The organism is Rhizobium sp. AP16 (assembly GCF_000281735.1).
Taxonomy (GTDB): domain Bacteria; phylum Pseudomonadota; class Alphaproteobacteria; order Rhizobiales; family Rhizobiaceae; genus Rhizobium; species Rhizobium rhizogenes.
The window spans coordinates 179,174-195,624 of record NZ_AJVM01000008.1 but is presented as its reverse complement, the minus strand read 5'-3'; the positions used below and the strand labels follow the sequence as shown (position 1 = coordinate 195,624).

The 16,451-nt window shown below is 53.4% G+C and carries 17 protein-coding genes; 9 read left to right on the top strand and 8 right to left on the bottom strand.

What is annotated here, in order from left to right:
• Positions 1-3 precede the first annotated feature (3 nt).
• Positions 4-1,212: a trypsin-like peptidase domain-containing protein gene (locus tag PMI03_RS06610; protein ID WP_007691130.1), complete on the bottom strand. Its 1,209-nt coding sequence runs from the start codon at positions 1,210-1,212 to the stop codon at positions 4-6.
• Positions 1,213-2,343: 1,131 nt separating this feature from the next.
• Here PMI03_RS06610 and PMI03_RS06605 point away from each other — a divergent pair.
• Positions 2,344-2,598, top strand: coding sequence for a hypothetical protein (locus PMI03_RS06605; protein ID WP_007691128.1), 255 nt, complete (start codon positions 2,344-2,346; stop codon positions 2,596-2,598).
• 102 nt (positions 2,599-2,700) lie between these two features.
• On the opposite strand, the gene PMI03_RS06600 is transcribed toward PMI03_RS06605, so the two are convergent.
• Positions 2,701-3,453, bottom strand: coding sequence for a hypothetical protein (locus PMI03_RS06600; protein WP_007691125.1), 753 nt, complete (start codon positions 3,451-3,453; stop codon positions 2,701-2,703).
• 245 nt (positions 3,454-3,698) lie between these two features.
• Between PMI03_RS06600 and PMI03_RS06595 the strand changes: the two genes are divergently transcribed.
• The gene (locus PMI03_RS06595) at positions 3,699-4,643 is read left to right on the top strand and encodes an aminoglycoside phosphotransferase family protein (RefSeq protein ID WP_039973656.1); all 945 of its coding nucleotides are present in this window, start codon (positions 3,699-3,701) and stop codon (positions 4,641-4,643) included.
• A 210-nt stretch (positions 4,644-4,853) separates the two neighbouring features.
• Positions 4,854-6,071 (top strand): S41 family peptidase, encoded by a 1,218-nt coding sequence (locus PMI03_RS06590; RefSeq protein WP_007691120.1) that lies wholly within the window; start codon positions 4,854-4,856, stop codon positions 6,069-6,071.
• 65 nt (positions 6,072-6,136) lie between these two features.
• Here PMI03_RS06590 and PMI03_RS06585 read toward each other — a convergent pair whose 3' ends face one another.
• Positions 6,137-7,111, bottom strand: coding sequence for an alpha/beta fold hydrolase (locus PMI03_RS06585; protein ID WP_174032226.1), 975 nt, complete (start codon positions 7,109-7,111; stop codon positions 6,137-6,139).
• 371 nt (positions 7,112-7,482) lie between these two features.
• On the opposite strand from PMI03_RS06585, the gene PMI03_RS06580 reads away from it, so the two are divergent.
• The 3 genes from PMI03_RS06580 to PMI03_RS06570 all read left to right on the top strand — a co-directional run bounded on the left by PMI03_RS06580 (position 7,483) and on the right by PMI03_RS06570 (position 9,505).
• Positions 7,483-8,013: a GNAT family N-acetyltransferase gene (locus tag PMI03_RS06580; protein ID WP_039973655.1), complete on the top strand. Its 531-nt coding sequence runs from the start codon at positions 7,483-7,485 to the stop codon at positions 8,011-8,013.
• Between the two features lie 30 nt (positions 8,014-8,043).
• Positions 8,044-8,451 (top strand): hypothetical protein, encoded by a 408-nt coding sequence (locus PMI03_RS06575; RefSeq protein WP_007691113.1) that lies wholly within the window; start codon positions 8,044-8,046, stop codon positions 8,449-8,451.
• Between the two features lie 232 nt (positions 8,452-8,683).
• Positions 8,684-9,505 carry a hypothetical protein gene (locus PMI03_RS06570; protein ID WP_007691112.1) on the top strand — a complete coding sequence of 274 codons (822 nt, stop codon included), beginning with the start codon at positions 8,684-8,686 and terminating at the stop codon, positions 9,503-9,505.
• A 908-nt stretch (positions 9,506-10,413) separates the two neighbouring features.
• Here the strand turns inward: PMI03_RS06570 and PMI03_RS06560 are convergent.
• The 5 genes from PMI03_RS06560 to PMI03_RS06540 all read right to left on the bottom strand — a co-directional run bounded on the left by PMI03_RS06560 (position 10,414) and on the right by PMI03_RS06540 (position 14,695).
• On the bottom strand, positions 10,414-11,529 hold the full coding sequence (locus PMI03_RS06560) for a DUF4419 domain-containing protein (RefSeq protein ID WP_007691108.1): 1,116 nt from the start codon (positions 11,527-11,529) through the stop codon (positions 10,414-10,416).
• Between the two features lie 192 nt (positions 11,530-11,721).
• On the bottom strand, positions 11,722-12,168 hold the full coding sequence (locus PMI03_RS06555; protein WP_007691107.1) for a hypothetical protein: 447 nt from the start codon (positions 12,166-12,168) through the stop codon (positions 11,722-11,724).
• Complete coding sequence (locus PMI03_RS06550; RefSeq protein WP_007691105.1) at positions 12,168-12,389, bottom strand: hypothetical protein; 222 nt, start codon at positions 12,387-12,389, stop codon at positions 12,168-12,170. The genes PMI03_RS06555 and PMI03_RS06550 overlap by 1 nt, the downstream gene beginning before the upstream one ends.
• Before the next feature lie 350 nt (positions 12,390-12,739).
• Positions 12,740-13,777, bottom strand: coding sequence for a low specificity L-threonine aldolase (locus tag PMI03_RS06545; protein WP_007691098.1), 1,038 nt, complete (start codon positions 13,775-13,777; stop codon positions 12,740-12,742).
• Positions 13,778-13,945: 168 nt separating this feature from the next.
• Positions 13,946-14,695 (bottom strand): nucleotidyltransferase domain-containing protein, encoded by a 750-nt coding sequence (locus tag PMI03_RS06540; RefSeq protein WP_007691091.1) that lies wholly within the window; start codon positions 14,693-14,695, stop codon positions 13,946-13,948.
• Positions 14,696-14,731: 36 nt separating this feature from the next.
• Between PMI03_RS06540 and PMI03_RS31535 the strand changes: the two genes are divergently transcribed.
• The 3 genes from PMI03_RS31535 to PMI03_RS31530 all read left to right on the top strand — a co-directional run bounded on the left by PMI03_RS31535 (position 14,732) and on the right by PMI03_RS31530 (position 16,434).
• A complete protein-coding gene (locus tag PMI03_RS31535) occupies positions 14,732-15,232 on the top strand; it encodes a hypothetical protein (RefSeq protein WP_007691089.1) in 501 nt (166 codons plus the stop codon).
• Between the two features lie 189 nt (positions 15,233-15,421).
• Positions 15,422-15,925 carry a GrpB family protein gene (locus PMI03_RS06530; protein WP_039973654.1) on the top strand — a complete coding sequence of 168 codons (504 nt, stop codon included), beginning with the start codon at positions 15,422-15,424 and terminating at the stop codon, positions 15,923-15,925.
• Positions 15,926-16,011: 86 nt separating this feature from the next.
• The gene (locus PMI03_RS31530; RefSeq protein ID WP_065695752.1) at positions 16,012-16,434 is read left to right on the top strand and encodes a hypothetical protein; all 423 of its coding nucleotides are present in this window, start codon (positions 16,012-16,014) and stop codon (positions 16,432-16,434) included.
• Positions 16,435-16,451: the final 17 nt, after the last annotated feature.

Sequence of the window (16,451 nt, the reverse complement as noted above, 5' to 3'; positions counted from 1 at the left end):
GCGCTATTTCACGCCTAGCTCAACACCCTTCGTGATGCGTGGATGGCCAAGCGAATCCTTGAGCCAGCATTCCGACTTCTTGGGGATGTAGGAGAACGCCTTGCAAGCGTTGTCACCGATACAGGCCGTGAAGCATTCCAGGTAGTTTGTGTCCCGCAACCGCTTATAGTCTCCGCCAGGAGTGTCCATGCCCGAATAGCTGCTGAAATCGGACAGTATGACACTGGCCGCCTTCGTAGAGGAGTAAGCCGCAATGGCATCGCTATTTCTGATCAAGGCGACGACGTTGTCTTTTAGAAAGCAGACGCCGTATTTTGTGTTGTAGGTAACCGCCTTGCAACGGTCCTCGCCTTCGCAAATTTGGTGGCAATCGGCATAGGTGACGTCCTTTACGGTCCTGTAGTCGAAGCCAATCGCATCATAACCACGGGCGTCGATAAGTGCAGCGACGGCGGGCGGAACAGGGAGACTTGTCGAAGCTTCGGGAGGTTTGGCGGACGCCTGTCCCTCCGGTTTGCCATAGCAGAGGATCTGAAACACAGAGGGCGTCAGTTTTTCGGCAAGATCGGCCGTGGAGATCGGCTGCAGATCTGCAGCTTTGTCGCCGAACTGGCTTACAATACTCTGCGACTGCATGAATAGGTCCGCGACCGAAGCCCGTATCGCAAAGTTCACATTCTGTGCGGTTATACCGATTTGGTCGGCAGTCTCCTTTGAAAGCGTCGCTGTGGTGATCCCCATTAGAAACCCGTCGTGATCAACTATCGGGCCGCCAGAATTCCCTGGCTGGATCGGCGTCGATATCTGGATGTACCTCGTATCGTTTCGCAGCCCGGCGAGCGCGTTGACGTTCCCGGTTGTTACCTTCACTGAGTCAGCCAGCAGGGTGGCAAGCGGGTAGCCGATGGCGACCAGATCCTCACCAAGTCTCGTCGGGGCGCGTCGAAAGACGATGGGCTTAAGCGGTTCCGGGGCGGCGATCTTGATCAGCGCGAGGTCATTGTTCGAGTCGATACGGGGATCGGTCGCATCGCCCTTCCCCTTCACTTCGATCCGCGTACATCCTTCGACGACGTGGGCATTCGTGAGCAGCCATCCGTCGCTGGTGACAGCAAAGCCAGTGCCAGAAAAGGTCGGGGTGTCGGCCAAGCAATTCGACGCGATGCTGGCGCACGAAATAAAAGCCAAAAAGACGCGAGACAAAAGCGACATACGAAGTTCCCCAGAGCACCAGGACACTAGAACTCAGCGGCGCGACAATGCAACCGTCTATTGTAGGCAGAGTTAAGTTTTTGGGGTTCGGAGTTCACCTTGGATAATAGCCCGACGCGCGGCGATAGCAGCTATTTGAACGAATGCAGCCATTACACTATTCGGAATAACCGAAGAATGATCGGACAACACACCATTTAGTTCGGATTTGTCGAATAAATCCCAAATAGCTATGCTGGGAAGATGCACGACAGACCTGGTCTCAGATCGTCTCGGCCGTAAGCGTTATTTCGGCATTTCCGGATAATCTGCGATTTTTTCCGCACTTGTTCGGCTTTAACGAATTCTGAGTGACACCGCCCGCCTCGGATTCTCTTGGAGACTTAAGGCCCGAGGTCTCCGCTTCGATTGTTCGAACCACCCGGAAAGTGCATCGACCCCTAACCTGTTAACCGTTGCGCTGTGCTGACGGTCTGGAACCGCGATTGTGCGAGATTGTCGATTAATCCAGCTGCGTGCTTTCGCGACTTCCCTGGGCACTTGGCGCATCTCATGGCTCGTCCAACCATTGCTTTCAGCATGGAAGCCCGGCCACATCGAGACCAAATTTTTTAGATTAGCCTTTTCGGAGGCTTAAGTTTGAACGGAATAGCCGAACAATAGGACATCGTCTGCAGATATAATTCGGATTCTTCGAAAAGAAGCTTCCGTAGGGTTCGGCTCTATTCTGTGTCAAAAGTTAGTGGATTGGCGTGAAATCTTAGTGGATTGCGCGAAAGCGACCTCCCGATCTCTGTGAAAAATCAGATATTTGACCCCCCTCCCGAATTTCTGGAATCTATAGAAATAGCGAAGATGCTGAGTTGGGCGTTTGCCGTAAGGGCTGTTGGCCCGCCGAATTCTTGCTACCCTGCCGACCATTGATGGCTGCGTAACTCCAATTCGGCCAGTGGCCATACCTTGCAGATGATTGTTGGCTCGGTAGCGACGGATATCGGCTTCCCACGAGCGTAAATTGGCGCATGCGGAGAACCCTCCGTTAACCAACGAATCCCTACCCTGCTATGGTGATTCCAAAGCCCGACGCTTGGCTCCAGGAGTCGGTCGTGCTCAACTTCGAAGGATTTCCCCATGGCTGACGATACCGCACAGATAGCACGCTCCGCCGACGAAATGGCGCAGGCGGATCACTTCTGCGAATTCCCAGGATGTGTGAAATGGGGCGGACTAGGATACGACGTTGGCCACGATGAAGCTCAATGGTTTTGTGTCGTGCACAGATGGAATGACTATCGTCTAGGGAAAGCACGCCGTTCCTTCTTCGAAGACGAGGCAGCCGGGATCGAGGCGATCATGATGGAACCTCGTACCGCTGCCGTTGGATGATATGTGGTCTCAAATCAGTCATCCGAATAGCCATCATCGTGATCGTCTCACGACGAGCTATCGATTCAGATTAGCGTTTCAAAAGATAACATGCCGAACGACTCACATTTTTATTGCGCCACTCACACGCGTCGGAGGCACATCGCGATATTTGACGGCTACTTCCTCATGTAGCTTGACAACATCATCGACTGCGACGTCCGGAAGCCTGCATTGGGTTTTAACTTCGAAGAGGAATGGCTCTCGGCAATCTGCGGATATCGGATAGTAGCGTTCGTAGATAACTTCAACAAAGGGTTCGCCGGTCTGAGAGTGGAGACCAAAGATCAAGCGCGAGCGCCCCTCTCGGACATCAGAAGGCACGCTTTCGAATGCTCCGATCCAATTCTCGTTACCTGATGCCTGTGCTTCGGGGAGCAAGAGGTCGCAGGCGTCATAAACCGTCATACCCTTCCAAGGCTCGCTGCTGCGGACCTCCATATGTGCGCGGTCTCCGTCTTGTAAACGTGCGCGTATCGCGTCGGTCTCGAAATTGCGTTCGGCTCGGATTTCCAACGGAGCGGTGCCGAAACGCAGAAGTCCCTTCTCATTTTTCTGAAACGCGCCAGCCAGATAATAGAGGTATTCCCCCCATGGTTCGATCTCCCAGAAAACTCCGTCATAAGTGGCAGGTTTGCTGTGATGCGCTGGGAAGTTGAACCAGACGGGAAGTGCCACCGGAACTTCCATGATGGATTTTGGTTGAAGATTGACCTGGGAGTGTGCGGCAAGGTTGGCTCTCGCATCACTAGGCAGTTCAACTAATTTCGCCTTCGATGAAGGGCCACGCAAAAGCCTCTTTATCCAACCAGGCATTCCACACCTCCAGTCCCCGTAAACTCGGCGCTCACTTTTTCTACTCCTTGCGGTATTAGCGCGAAGTAAAATATCAGTTCGCGCAAAATCCCCGATCCTGCTATCACGAAAACGCAGAGTGCCAGCGGTATATACTCCGCGAGGTTATCCAACTGGAGGGATCACGACTTCCATGGACGGCGGATTTTGCAGACCGCAAAGATGTCCGATAACGTGGATTTGACGCAATGGCACCGACACGACGGATGGATTTCGAACTGGACGCTGCAACGGTTTTGCGGCTGATCCGGCAACTTGACCCTGATCTCAAGCTCAACGGTTTCTCCCGACTGGAGGGCGGCAGCACGGAGGTCTATAAGATCGATCTTGCGGATCCCGGTCGTGGGTCACTGATCCTTAAAATTTATCCGGACAAGCCCGAATGGGCTCCCATGAAGGAAGCACTTGTGGCGGCCTGGCTCAAAGATTTGACGGTGCCAGTCCCTACCTGGCTGCGCGTCGATGAATCGAGGTCCTTCCTCCCATTGCGCTATTCTTTGCTGACGCATCTTCCCGGCTGCTCGCTCCGTCACTGGATGGCCGAGCCCGATATCAAGCAAGCCTATCGTCAGATGGGGAAGCTTCTGAGAAGCATTCATGCGATTCCGATGCCTGCATATGGCTATCTACATGACGACGGTATCGACAAACCGATATCCACGAACGAAGATTATATGACCACAGCGTTCGAGGATGTCTTTCGGCGGTTTCGCGACCTTAGCGGTGACTCCGAGTTGGTGCGCTGTCTGCAAGAGGCTGCCAAAGGTAGCTTCGATCTTCTCAGTGCGAGCGATGGTTCAGTCCTTGCCCACGATGATTTTCATCAGGGCAATGTGCTGGCGTTGCGTGGCAAGAGTGGCAAGCTGGAATTGAGTGGGCTTGTCGATTTTGGAAATGCACGCGCTGCCGATAGGCTATTCGACCTTGCCAAGGCTCTTTTCTGCTCTGCGCATGAAGACCCGCGCAGCTGTCAGCCTATTCTAGACGGCTACGGTCCGGTCGATCACCTTGATACCGAAAGGGCACTTTGGCTCTACACCCTTTTCCACAAGGTCAGCATGTGGTGTTGGCTAACGGAGCTTGGTGTTAATGCAGCCGCCGAGGACGGTCCCGGCGGACTCATCCGCGATCTGCGCGAGATGATTGTTTGAGGATAGACGCAGCAAAATAATGGCTTTCAAACAGGAGCAGTGTTTTGAAGCAATTGCATCTCGGCAAACACCAAGGATCAGGATCGCTGGCATTGTTGTCGCGGACGACGCTGCCGCTCGAAGCACACCGTTGATTAAATCTTCCTGAACCCTGTTGTGTCATGACCTAGCAAAAGGTGACATGCCGTAGCTGATGGCGAGACAGCCCATATGATCCAGTTTCGTGACCCGGATATCACAGATCGCGCCTATATCGCCGCAACGACCTACCATGCGATCAGGCGCTACTTTGCGCATGCGGAAGGATTACCTCCCGGTTATGACTTCGAGGCGCGTTACCGTTCCTATCTTGGAGAGGCATTGGAAGCGCCAGATCGGAAGTCTTTTTCCCTGGCTACCATGCGCTTCTTCGCAAGTCTGCGGAACGGCCATACCTCCTTTTGGGACGAAGAATTGAGGCAGCAGGCCGGATCGATACCGTTCAGGATGAGGCGGATCGACGGTCAGTGGACGCTTGTCCGATCAAAGATAGCTGAACTATACCCTGGTGACGTGGTGACCATGGTTGACGGCAAACCTATCGACGAATGGCTTGAGGCGGTGCGCGAACACATCGGTCAATCCAGCCTGGCGGCGCTTGATTGGATGACATGGCTCCGCCCGTTTCTGCTGCCGCAACGTTTTACACTCGGCACGGATGACGGCCGCCAGGTGCCAATCGATTTGACCGCATCACCGACTGGACCGGAAAGCGGCCTTGCGCTCGCAAACGAAGTCGAAACGGTTGAGCGCTCGGACGGACTTGTGGTGATCCGCATTCCAAGCTTTGACGATCCAAAATATGAGGAAGCTGCGATTGCAGCCATTCGAAGCGTGGAAAATGCTCGTGCCATCCTCCTCGATCTGCGCGACAACGGCGGTGGCAGCTCACCCGGCAACTTGCTGTCCGCCATTATGACCAAGCCCTGTCGCGGCACATTGGTATCCACGCCCATGACGATTGCCAAGTCCGATGCTTCCAACTCCTTCTACGGTAGCATCCCTGCATTGCCGACAACGATGATGCAGAGCGGCCCAGACGTAACGCTGCCTTGCCCCCACGCATGGAAGGGAAAGATAGCGCTGCTGATCAATGGTGGCAGCGCTTCAGCTTGCGAAGATTTCGCCTTGCGCTTCAAGGATGGCGAGCGAGGCCTTGTGCTCGGCGAACCTAGTTTTGGATCGACGGGACAACCATACTTTGTCAATTTCACGGAGTTCGGTATGTCGTTCAGAGTATCCTCCAAACGCGAATATTTTCCCGATGGTCGTCAATTCGAAGGCGTAGGCGTAAAACCTGACAAGTCAATTCCCCTGACGCGAGATGAGTTGAGGAGCGACGTCGACACTCAGCTCGAACTTGCAGCAAAAACGGCACTAGCCCAATAGCCCGCTGATCGGCGGAAATCTCTCCAACACAATGAGGACGGATCGCTTGGCTGACAGGGCGACTGTTAATTTGTGATCCTATTTGACTGCGGAGGCATTGCTCGTAAGGTCCGAAAGATTGCATCCGTCTCCGTCCCGTTGGCGCACATTCCGGTCGCTGCCTCTCCAAAATCGACGAGGCTGTGATATTTGGGGGCAGCAGCTTTTTTGAGCGCCAGCATGAATGCGGTGTGCCCTCGCAATTTCAGACCATCGAAATAGAGCTTCTGGGTGGAAAAAGGAATATTCGTCTCGCGTGGATCGGCCAGCATGAACACCCGCCGATCCGGCTGTTTAGGGATTTGATCGAGCGCATCGTAAGGATCGAAAAATACTTCCGTTTTCAAACGGCCTGCAAACCCGCGCTGCTTTAATCGTTCGCGATATGCAGCGGCAGCTGAGGACAAAATTACGCACTGAAGATCAATGCGCCGGGCAAGAAATTCGGCGGCAAGCGTGCCACCTCCGCTGTGGCCTCCCAATGCCCAGCGACCAATATGATAGCGGGCTTTCAGCGCGTCGATCTGAGCAGCCACCAGCTTTGCTTCCAGAGGTTTGTGCCTGATCGTGAAGTGCTTGCCACTGCTGCCGTAGCTGCCCGGCCGAGCGAGGAATATCCAAGGCACGCTATAGCGGTCGGACAGTGATCTTGACTGCTCAATCATCGTGGCAACGCCGATCCCCTCTTGATGACCGACGCTTTTCGGACCACCCATGACATCGCCAGGCATCCACGCGGCAACCACGGGATTTTCACCTTTTTGGTTGAGCCCGGCTGCGTAGTATCTGAGGCAATATCCTTTACCTTCGACATTTACCCAAACGGCAGTCTGCCGTGCTTCCATTTCCTGACACCCTGAACGATCTATCTGAATTCCGGCGATGACCTTAGCCGGGTCAAACATTTCATCATCCGGCATGGATTGTGCCATGACCAAGGTCGGCAAGGAGAATGTGAACACCATTACAAGCCCGAGCAGGGTGTTTTTGACGCTCTCCATCTCAATATTCGGCATGAACTGGGGGAGCAGAACGCGTGTCTGCTGGAAAATTCCGTCGTAGGCTGCGAGATAAGTTGGGCATTGTTCGCCACCCTGATGCTGATTTCATAGTGGCAAAATTATTAGTGCCGCAATTGCACAACAAGAAAGCTAAAATTCTACCAATTGGATTCATATTTAAGAAAGAGTTGATCCCTCACCTCTCGCAAAAGTCAGAGCTTCGTGACCGAAATTTGCGACACGCCGAACGACCGCATTGGGCCGAGGGCGGGAATGTCTAGGCGGCTTCGCGCCACCCCCTGACATTGCCAGATGCGATTGAGTTTGCCTAAAGTGGGGCCTATGGACCAATTCTGGTATCGGGTGGCGCTGTGGTTATTCTGAAGGGTGCAAACGTACTGCTAAGGCCTGCCTCTCTCAATGATGCCGAGGCCCGACTGGCCTTAGGGACGGACGTCGATATCGTTGAGATGTTTGGGATAAGTCGTTCGGACGCGAAGCCAATGACAAGAGAAGCAGCCCACAATTGGGCTCAAGGGCAAGCAGAAAATCCCCACGCCTGGATCATCGAAATCGAAGGACGTCTTATCGGGGAAATCAAGCTTCATAGCTTTAATGTCCAAGATCGCCGAGCATCCATGGCAGTGGGTATCTACGATCCTGCGCTCCTTGGAAAAGGAATTGGAAGTGAGGCGGTCCGTCTGCTGATACGGCATGCTTTTATGGAAATGAAACTGCACCGCATCGGGATAAGGGTGCTCGCCTACAACACACGTGCGATCCGAGCCTATGAAAAGTGCGGTTTCGTGGTTGAAGGACGTGAACGGGAAACCGCCTTCGTGAATGGCATGTGGCATGACGACCTCATGATGGGTCTACTTGCGACGGAGTATCGGACATAACCCAATGACCACTTAGGGCTGAGGGCGGTCATGGCGCAGATGAGCCAAACCCGGATAAAGCGGTCACGGGCGGTTTCTATTCTCAATTTCCCGAATTTGCTAAATGAATATCGTGCTCCAATGGAGGTATTGATGCTGATCGTGAAAGAATTGGATATTGTTGAGATCGGTGCCGCCATTCATCCGAGACGTCGCATAGTTATCCTCCAGCGAAAAGACGGCTTTTATGCCTATGCTGAGCAGTATTATTTTGTGTCGCAGTACGAGGGCGAGATCATATCGGAAGGTTGGTGCATGCTTCCCGCTGACGGCATCTATGCAAACTCGCAAATCGCCGAAATTGAGGGGCGAGCCGCTTTTTCGCGTTGGCATGGAGTGACTTATACACCGCAGGATCACGCTTGGTGGGCTCGCCGCTCCGCCCGATTAGGCGGCTAAAATAAACCTCCAGTAAATTCTCACCGGCTCGCACGCCACCCCGAACCGGGCAGCACAGCGTCCCCCGGCGGCCCGCAACCAGGCTGTCGGACGTGTCTCCATCATCTCGGCCACCTATTCAATGTAAGCTGGATTCTCCCGCCCCAATCGATACGATCAGTCAGCGTCCCTGACCAATCCTGTTCCCAGGGATGGCCGAGGGCTTCTACCTGAAAGGATAGGAGGAGCGAACATGCGCCTCATACAACGACATCTGCTGGTATATCGACTGACTCTTGTGGGTTTGACGTCACTCGGCCTGCATCTCTATTCCGATGTTTTCACAATCATACCGCTTATGCTGGTCCCGGCTGTTCCTGGTGCCCTCTTCAGTCCGTGGCGGGAAAAATATAAGAATAACTCACGGGTACGAGCAGCTATAGATTGGTACGACGGCGTGGTTTGGATTTGGCGCGGCTTTCCGGCGAAAGATGATAGTCCGCACTGGGCGCTCAAGCCCAGGATGGGCCTCGGTGGCATGTCCTTCGGCATGGATCGCGATACCGTAAATGCTCTAGCCGTTTACGGCCCGGCAACGAGCTTTCGCGATAGCAAGTCCCTCCCCGACGATGATGCAGCTTCCTTTCTCAAAGATATCGGGTTCCAGGATAGCGACATCGAGGGGGCGCTGGCAAAGGAGGCGACCCTAGCTCAGCCAGATGTTTTGACCGAAACACGTGCTGGCTTGGTATTGGCATATGACAATGCCGGACTGTTCGAGATACTGGGTGACGTTAAAGCCGATGGACTAAACTACGATGGTCGGTATATTTTTCGTGAGCCGCCGATGGAAGTGATCAAACACCTTGCAACGTCTTTGGGCGAGCGACCGATCATATTCGAAAACGAGGTCGTGTTCGCCAGCAACCTGATATTCTTGTTCGAATTCGTGACGGTTATGAACGATGGCCGATCCTATAAGGAAGGGAACTCAAGCGAAAGGTCGATTATCTGGCGTGCGAAGCCAAGATATATGGGCGAAGATCTATCGAAATATAGGCTAATGGATCTTTAAAACCTTCGAGGGCAGACAGGCTGGACACAAATCTGATCTGCCGACGAGGGTCTACGATCTCTCGTGTGCCACCAGGATCGCGCACCAATGTGTGGAAGTCAGCAACAGAGGAAGCAGCATCCCACTCCCAACGCCTTGTTAACTCGTGGTTCGTTCGTCAGTCCGATGTCCATCAGTTCGAATAGACAGGTACGTTTCTGGAGCGTCAGAAGCATATCGGCAGCCCGTTAGTCTTATCCGCATTCCTTTTTTATGCGGTGCACGAATATCGCTGCCTTGCCTTCTACAAATTCACGCCTCTCTTTTCTGTTTGTAAAATTGTGATTATTGTACACATCTGCGTCCAATATACCTTTATAAACCGCACTAAAGCTGTCTCTGTTCTTTGCATATTCAATGAAGATAAAAAGTACCGGGTCGTTTTCTGTCATTTTATTGGATGTTGTGATTATGCAATTGCAAAGATCCGTCGAAAATCCCTTGATGGAAACGCATTCGCCCATCGCACCCTTTATATATTCCCTTGAATATGTGGGATAGCTCGTCGTATCTCCCGCCGATGCTCCATCAAATGAAAGCATCAAGGTAGACAAGATCAATGTCAGCAATAACTTATGCTTCGCAACGCCCATCTCATATAAATACACCATTTTAAGTTTACTCAAGGAATGAGTGCAAAATATCGATTTGATAGAGGCGAGCACGACCAACTTTCGGGCTTCGTTACTGAACCCAGACAGGATCAGAAGCCTTGATTGGCGGCGTGGGATTTGAACCCATCGCATGAATCCGGTTTACATCGGCACGGGCCGCGTTCCGGGCATCCTCCCTCCAGGCTTATCCCGCTTTGCCTATCCGCACCGCTGCTGTGGTTCTAACAAGCGTCCTTCAAGCATTCAAGCACAGGGCTAGAATGTTACCTCCACGAACTGTCGGCGAGACCGGACTTCAGCATCATCATAGACCACGGACCAGCCGAAAGAGGCAGACAACGCATTGTTCTCAGGTGCTTGGGCAACACCGAACATCCCCGCCACAAGCCTCAAATTCGTTTTGCTTTCATCACGAACGTCGACGAACCGCAGCGGAGCGCTCGCAAGCGACTGCGGAAGAGCATCAAGACCTGGCCCCTCCGTTTCCATCATCCAGTCGCCAACGGGGCCGCTGCGTGCCAACGACCGTTCGAGACGGTCGCGCCACGCCGACAAGTATTCGTTCGGCCCCAATGCCCCCGTGCGCCAGTCAACGATCAGGTAAGGGAATAGCGTGACGATCCAGCCCGTGAGTTCGGCGGGACCGGAACCTGCGAGGTAACGGAAGAACGATAACCAGAATTCACGATCAAAGTTGCCCGCTGCCGTGTCGGCAATTTTCTCCAGAACGGGAACCAGGGTTGCGCACCATTCTTCCAATCCGTACTGCGCCATTTGCTGCAAACGAGGAATCATCGACCGCCAATCTTCCGCCGTTCCGTGCAGGATAATCTGTGGAATGCCGCAACCACATCGCGCTTCGTATTCGAAGTAGTCCTTGAACGCATCCATCCAGCACAGATCAAACGCCGCCGTCTCCATGGCTGTCGTCGTAGAAAAACGCACTCCCAGGACATCCCTCAACTGCGGAATGTTTTGAGCGATCTGCTCGGAAAACGCCGAAAACATTTCCGGCCACGGATTATCCTGTCCAAGAAAGAAATCCGGGCGCGAGACCAGAAATTTCTTTCGACCTTCATGTGCGACGAACCTGGACCGTAGCGCCTCGCTGTTTAGCGAAACATGCGTAGCCAGGCCTTGAGCGATACAGAACCAGATATCGTCTGGTCGAATGACCAAAGGATGATGATCGTAAAAGGCACGGCGAGCAGCTTCGGCAAATGCATGATTGGGTTCGCAGGAAACCAATGTGGGTGTGGCGCAACCGACGGCCTCAACGCGTTTGGTGCTGAGACCTCGCATGGCTTCGTGAGCATCGAACTGCTTGTATGGGCTGCCGGGAGCGACGTCTGATAAGTCAAAAACTCGCATGAATACAACGATCTCCTGAGTCAGCGATCAGGTAACGACGCTCCAACATCCACCGTGCCGATACCTGCGGTAAGCTGCATTGCTTATGGCGACAATCGTATCAACGCGTCAAGCGCTGGGGACGAAAGCTATCGAGCAACAGAAAGCAGACCTTTGCTTTGGAAGGGAAGCCGCGCTACGCCTTGGTGAGCCTTACCAGAATTTCCACCATGACCGCTTTGAAACAGACGCACCCGCATTGACGGGAGACGATGGACCATTGGTCGTCGTTTCGATCATCCCGCCATCCTGGCCATAATGCTCTCCCTCGTCTCCCTGAACTTTGGCACCAAGAGATTGCGCGATGTGCCACATTTTTTGACGGACATCCTCGTCTGGGTTCTTCGCAACAATGTTGCCTGCGTTCCACGAAAGCCAGACCATGGCTTCAGGATTTGCCTCACCTGAATAACCTTTCCAGATGCATATCCCCTGGCTCTCGATGCGCAACACGTCTCCCTTGGCGACGGGAGTTTCGGCAAAGCCATCATGCTGAAGATCGGGATCGCTGGCCACATATTCCAGCCACTCGTGAAGATCGATTGCTGGAGAGGCGTCAAACCAGTTTGTCTTTCGTGTGATGTGAAGATCGTATCCCATTATTGCGCCTCGCCTGAGTTGGGCGAAACGGGTGGTGCAGATCTCTCGACGCCGAACCTCTTCAACACCATGCTGGCGCTTTCACCGGAACCCCCGTCCAGCAAGCGTCCGTCGGCCAATACAATCGTCGGCCCCTGCCCGATAATCTTATACTCATCGTGCTTGGTTTCGAGCCATTTGAGCGTATTGAAGTAAAAGAGCCATCCTTCCGGATCGACCATTTCTTCCCGCGAAGGTGATCGCCAGAGGGCCAAGTTCAACCGGAATGCGGGTAATCTCCGCCTCTCTTAGAAACGCGTTCATGATTTTCAGGGCGTCCGATTTCTTCAATTGAATCCTCGTCTTCTAACCAAGGCTGCCTGCGGGGTAGCGAACGTACATCGGCATCGTTTTGCAATAGGCACGTATCCTACGTACAAAGACAACTTACAAGGGCACCTTACAAGGCGAGCTGAGTACGGCCTGTTTCGATTTTCCCTGGGGCCGGGGCTTCGGCCTTGCATTCGAAGATGAAGGCCGAAGTATACACTTCTGGGCACTCCCCCAAGGATCCGTTTCGCCAACGTAGAGGTCAGGTTGTGAACTCTTCAAGCTTGGCAGCAAACGCATCCACTTGCTCTTCCTGAGTTGCCCAAGATGTGACCAGACGTATAACGGACGAGGACCCGTCGTGGGGCTCCCAGATGTAGAAATCAAAGTGATCCTTCAGCTTTTCGATAAGAACGTTGGGCAGGATCGGGAAAAGCTGGTTCGTTTCGGTTTCCGCAGCAAAGCAGTAGCCTGCCGATGAAATCTTGGCGGACAAGCGTTGCGCCATGTCGTTGGCGTGCTGAGCAATATCGAAATACAGCCCATCCCGGAACAACTCCCTGAATTGGAGGCCGAGCACACGCCCCTTCGCAAGGAGTGCGCCGCGCTGTTTGATGTGGAACTTGAACCCGTCGCGCAGCTCGGGATTGGAAATAACGATGGCCTCCCCCAGAAGGGCACCGACCTTCGTGCCGCCTATCCAGAAGATGTCGGTCAGCTCAGCAATGTCCTTCAAACTGAGGTTATTCTTTTTCGCGGAAAGAGCCGCGCCAAGCCTTGCGCCATCCAGCAGGAGAAGAAGGCCACGCTCCTTGCAGAGCGTCGAAATCGCCTCAAGCTCCTCCTTCGTGTAAAGCGTGCCTACCTCTGTCGCATTGGAAAGATAGACCAGTCTAGGCTTCGTGATGTGCGGAAAGTGGGCGTTGGCCTTCAGGGCGGCCACAATGCTTTCCGGCATCAGTTTTCCATCAACCGGAGGCACAGTAATGATTTTGTGGCCCGTAGCCTCGATTGCGCCGGTCTCACGGACAACGATATGACCGCTTGCAGGAGCGATCACGGCTTCATGAGGCCGCAATGCGCTGGAGATGGTCAGGATGTTTGCAACCGTTCCGTTAGCAACGAACCAGATATCCGGTTCGACGCCACCCATATGCCTGCCGATCAGGGCTCGTGCTTCCTGCGAGTACGCGTCGTCACCGTATGCCGTTTGCTGAACCAGGTTGGTTTCGGCCAAGGCTTTGATTATCTCGGGATGCGCACCTTCGCTGTAGTCGTCTAGGAAGCTGTGTCGGTTCATCCTGATCTCCTTCTCTGTGTAAGATTTGCATATCGAATGCCAAGAGTTCATTGGGTCAACCGGTTCGGCTAGCCTCCTCCCATTTGCTATCCGGAAACATTATGCTGCTCATGAGGTCTCCTCGTCAGCATGAAGACTGAGGCTTTCGCCTTTGCGCGAAGGCAACAATCAGCCCAGATCCACAAAACTCGTTCGTCTCGCCTGTTGCGACGCCATGCGCTTGTCTCCGGCGAAGAACGGGCCGCCATGCCGGTCCAATTCGGCATGCGTCTGGTTGCACAACACTTCGACATTTCCACGCGAGACCTGCCGAAAGGCATCATCGAACCTATTGGCAAGCTCCTGGTCCGTCTCTCGAAGCAGGCGTGGAATCCATTCCCCCCTGCCCGACCATGCCCCTCGCCCCAGCAACATGAGGTCGGCTAGGGGCTGATAGAGTTGAGCGGCAATCGCGCGTATCTCTGGACCCACCCTGTCTCCATGCAGGTCATCAAGAAGATCAGTAATTTGGTATTTCAAAGCGTCCAGCTTCTCGCCTACCAGCTCTAGTGGACCGGCCCGGAGAACGCTGGCTGCATGGTCCTTCCAGACCTGCCCCTTGTCGCGATTAGGGCCGAGTACGTGGCCTGTAGCGACCATATGAATGATGACTGGGTAACCACGAGCAATATCGCTTTCGAAAAACCAGCTGAGCGTCTCGGGGTCCTGAACGAACACTTCGAATGGAAAGTCGCCCTCGATAAAGGTCTCGCGCCAAGCGGTTTCGAGCCGATCAAAGACCACAACGACATCGATATCAGAGCCTTTTGTCCCTTCGCCGCGTATGATCGAGCCGGAGGCGAATGCAAAGGAATAGCCTGGAAATCGGCTTGCCAGGACGGAGTTTGTTGCCTGTATTGCCGTTTCGAATACGCTCATCTGGCTCTCCAAACATCAACTTTGTGCTGGTTCGATATGTCCGCGCTGGTATTTGGCGGCCTGGAATCGAACGGCACTTCGCTCTCACGATACACGGTGGTGTACGTTTCATTGAAGGGCAAAATCGCGACATCAGCAGGGCCAAGCGGGACAACTCAGCTTGACTCGGTTCGGCTGCTGTCCAACTTTAACCTGACGAATTCTTTCGATTCTAGGATGACCGTGAGCGCCACGACAGATTTTATCGCCGAGCTGGTGCGGGCCGCTAATGAGGTCGAAAAGTTGTCACCGAACGAGGTCAGCAACATGCTGGATAGATCGGTGAGCACAATCAGAGAGCTTCGGCAAGAACTTGGGATCGTTCCGGTACCGGGAAAAGATGCGCTGATTTATATCCGCACCGTTTCGGCGGGAGCCGCGAGATTGCCACATGAAGAATGGCAACATGGGCTTTTGCATGCCGCCGAGATGATCCGCGACCTGCATATCGTTCACGATACTGGTACGGAGTTTCGAATTTCCGAAATTGAACTCTGAGCCGTTTCGTGTCTGGAACGTTCGTAAAGTCAATCGACTATGCTTATGCTCGTAACGAGCCGGTGGCTGAAGGTCGATGGTGGGTTCAAAAGTGCCATTAGCCGTCATCAGGACCTTCAGATAGCATGTAGATCGTAGCGCCTTCGTACGCTGCTGTGCGAAGACAATAGTTCGGATGGTGAAGTCCGTATGCCGACCCTAGTCGAAATCGTTCCTTACGATCCGAATTGGCCGAGAGATTTTTCGAGTGCCGACACTGTGCTGAGAAAGATTCTTGGGACAAGTGTTGTGGCTGTTGACCATGTCGGAAGCACCGCTATTCCACGAATGTCTGCCAAGCCAATCATTGACATCGACATTACGTTGTCGAGTCTGGCAGCAGTTCCCAGCGCCAGCAGGAAACTTATTGATGCAGGCTATGAGCCTCGTGGAAATCGGTACGACGACGTCTGGGCATTCATATTGAAAAGCTCCGCACCTAAGCTCCGCGTCTATCTTTGCCCACCACAAAATCGCACTCATGAGCGCCGAGTGATGTTTCGCGATTATCTCCGTCACCATGACGAAGCCGCTGAAGCGTATTCGACTTTAAAGAAGCAACTCGCGGAGCAGTTTCCATATGATGGAGATCGTTACACGGCAGAGAAGAGTAAGCGATGTTTTCAGGCCACCGCTATGAGATTGCGGCAGTAGCTTTCAATTCTGTGGACATGCTGATTGCCTTGACCCACCTCGTTTCATAAATTGAGATTTTTCCACCGGAAATGTATTGAACGTCAATGAGCTATCCAGGACGGAGACTTCCTTTCGCGGTTGAATTTGGGGCTCATGCAGAGCCTCCTCCGCTCAATGTCTCTCATCTATCAGAGGGTCGCATCGTTCTCACGGGGGGTAGACGGATATCGGGCACGCATGAACTCCGGCAAGAAATTGCCTTTGTTGACGAAGGCAAGCTCTGGGAGAACGCGGACCTGTATTCCAAGCTGATTGATCTCAATTCGAGGGGAGTTCCGTTTCAATATCAACCAAAAGAAATGGAATCTCCTGATATCCTGATGGTCTGGTGGCAAGACATCGGAAGGCTCAAAGTAAGCTTCAAGGAGATTTCTTGGCGTAATCCAGATGAATGGCTCATCACAACAATCGAACCTCCGGTCATCGGGACCCATGGTTGGGCCGGTCCCAAACCTTTTGGATGTTGATTTAATCAATCGCCTCG

Coding starts and splice junctions, on each gene's coding strand:
- PMI03_RS06610 (WP_007691130.1), bottom strand. CDS start 1,212: ATGTCGCTTTTGTCTCGCGTCTTTTTGGCTTTTATTTCGTGCGCCAGC.
- PMI03_RS06605 (WP_007691128.1), top strand. CDS start 2,344: ATGGCTGACGATACCGCACAGATAGCACGCTCCGCCGACGAAATGGCG.
- PMI03_RS06600 (WP_007691125.1), bottom strand. CDS start 3,453: ATGCCTGGTTGGATAAAGAGGCTTTTGCGTGGCCCTTCATCGAAGGCG.
- PMI03_RS06595 (WP_039973656.1), top strand. CDS start 3,699: ATGGATTTCGAACTGGACGCTGCAACGGTTTTGCGGCTGATCCGGCAA.
- PMI03_RS06590 (WP_007691120.1), top strand. CDS start 4,854: ATGATCCAGTTTCGTGACCCGGATATCACAGATCGCGCCTATATCGCC.
- PMI03_RS06585 (WP_174032226.1), bottom strand. CDS start 7,111: ATGGAGAGCGTCAAAAACACCCTGCTCGGGCTTGTAATGGTGTTCACA.
- PMI03_RS06575 (WP_007691113.1), top strand. CDS start 8,044: ATGGCGCAGATGAGCCAAACCCGGATAAAGCGGTCACGGGCGGTTTCT.
- PMI03_RS06570 (WP_007691112.1), top strand. CDS start 8,684: ATGCGCCTCATACAACGACATCTGCTGGTATATCGACTGACTCTTGTG.
- PMI03_RS06560 (WP_007691108.1), bottom strand. CDS start 11,529: ATGCGAGTTTTTGACTTATCAGACGTCGCTCCCGGCAGCCCATACAAG.
- PMI03_RS06555 (WP_007691107.1), bottom strand. CDS start 12,168: ATGGGATACGATCTTCACATCACACGAAAGACAAACTGGTTTGACGCC.
- PMI03_RS06550 (WP_007691105.1), bottom strand. CDS start 12,389: ATGGTCGATCCGGAAGGATGGCTCTTTTACTTCAATACGCTCAAATGG.
- PMI03_RS06545 (WP_007691098.1), bottom strand. CDS start 13,777: ATGAACCGACACAGCTTCCTAGACGACTACAGCGAAGGTGCGCATCCC.
- PMI03_RS06540 (WP_007691091.1), bottom strand. CDS start 14,695: ATGAGCGTATTCGAAACGGCAATACAGGCAACAAACTCCGTCCTGGCA.
- PMI03_RS31535 (WP_007691089.1), top strand. CDS start 14,732: ATGTCCGCGCTGGTATTTGGCGGCCTGGAATCGAACGGCACTTCGCTC.
- PMI03_RS06530 (WP_039973654.1), top strand. CDS start 15,422: ATGCCGACCCTAGTCGAAATCGTTCCTTACGATCCGAATTGGCCGAGA.
- PMI03_RS31530 (WP_065695752.1), top strand. CDS start 16,012: ATGAGCTATCCAGGACGGAGACTTCCTTTCGCGGTTGAATTTGGGGCT.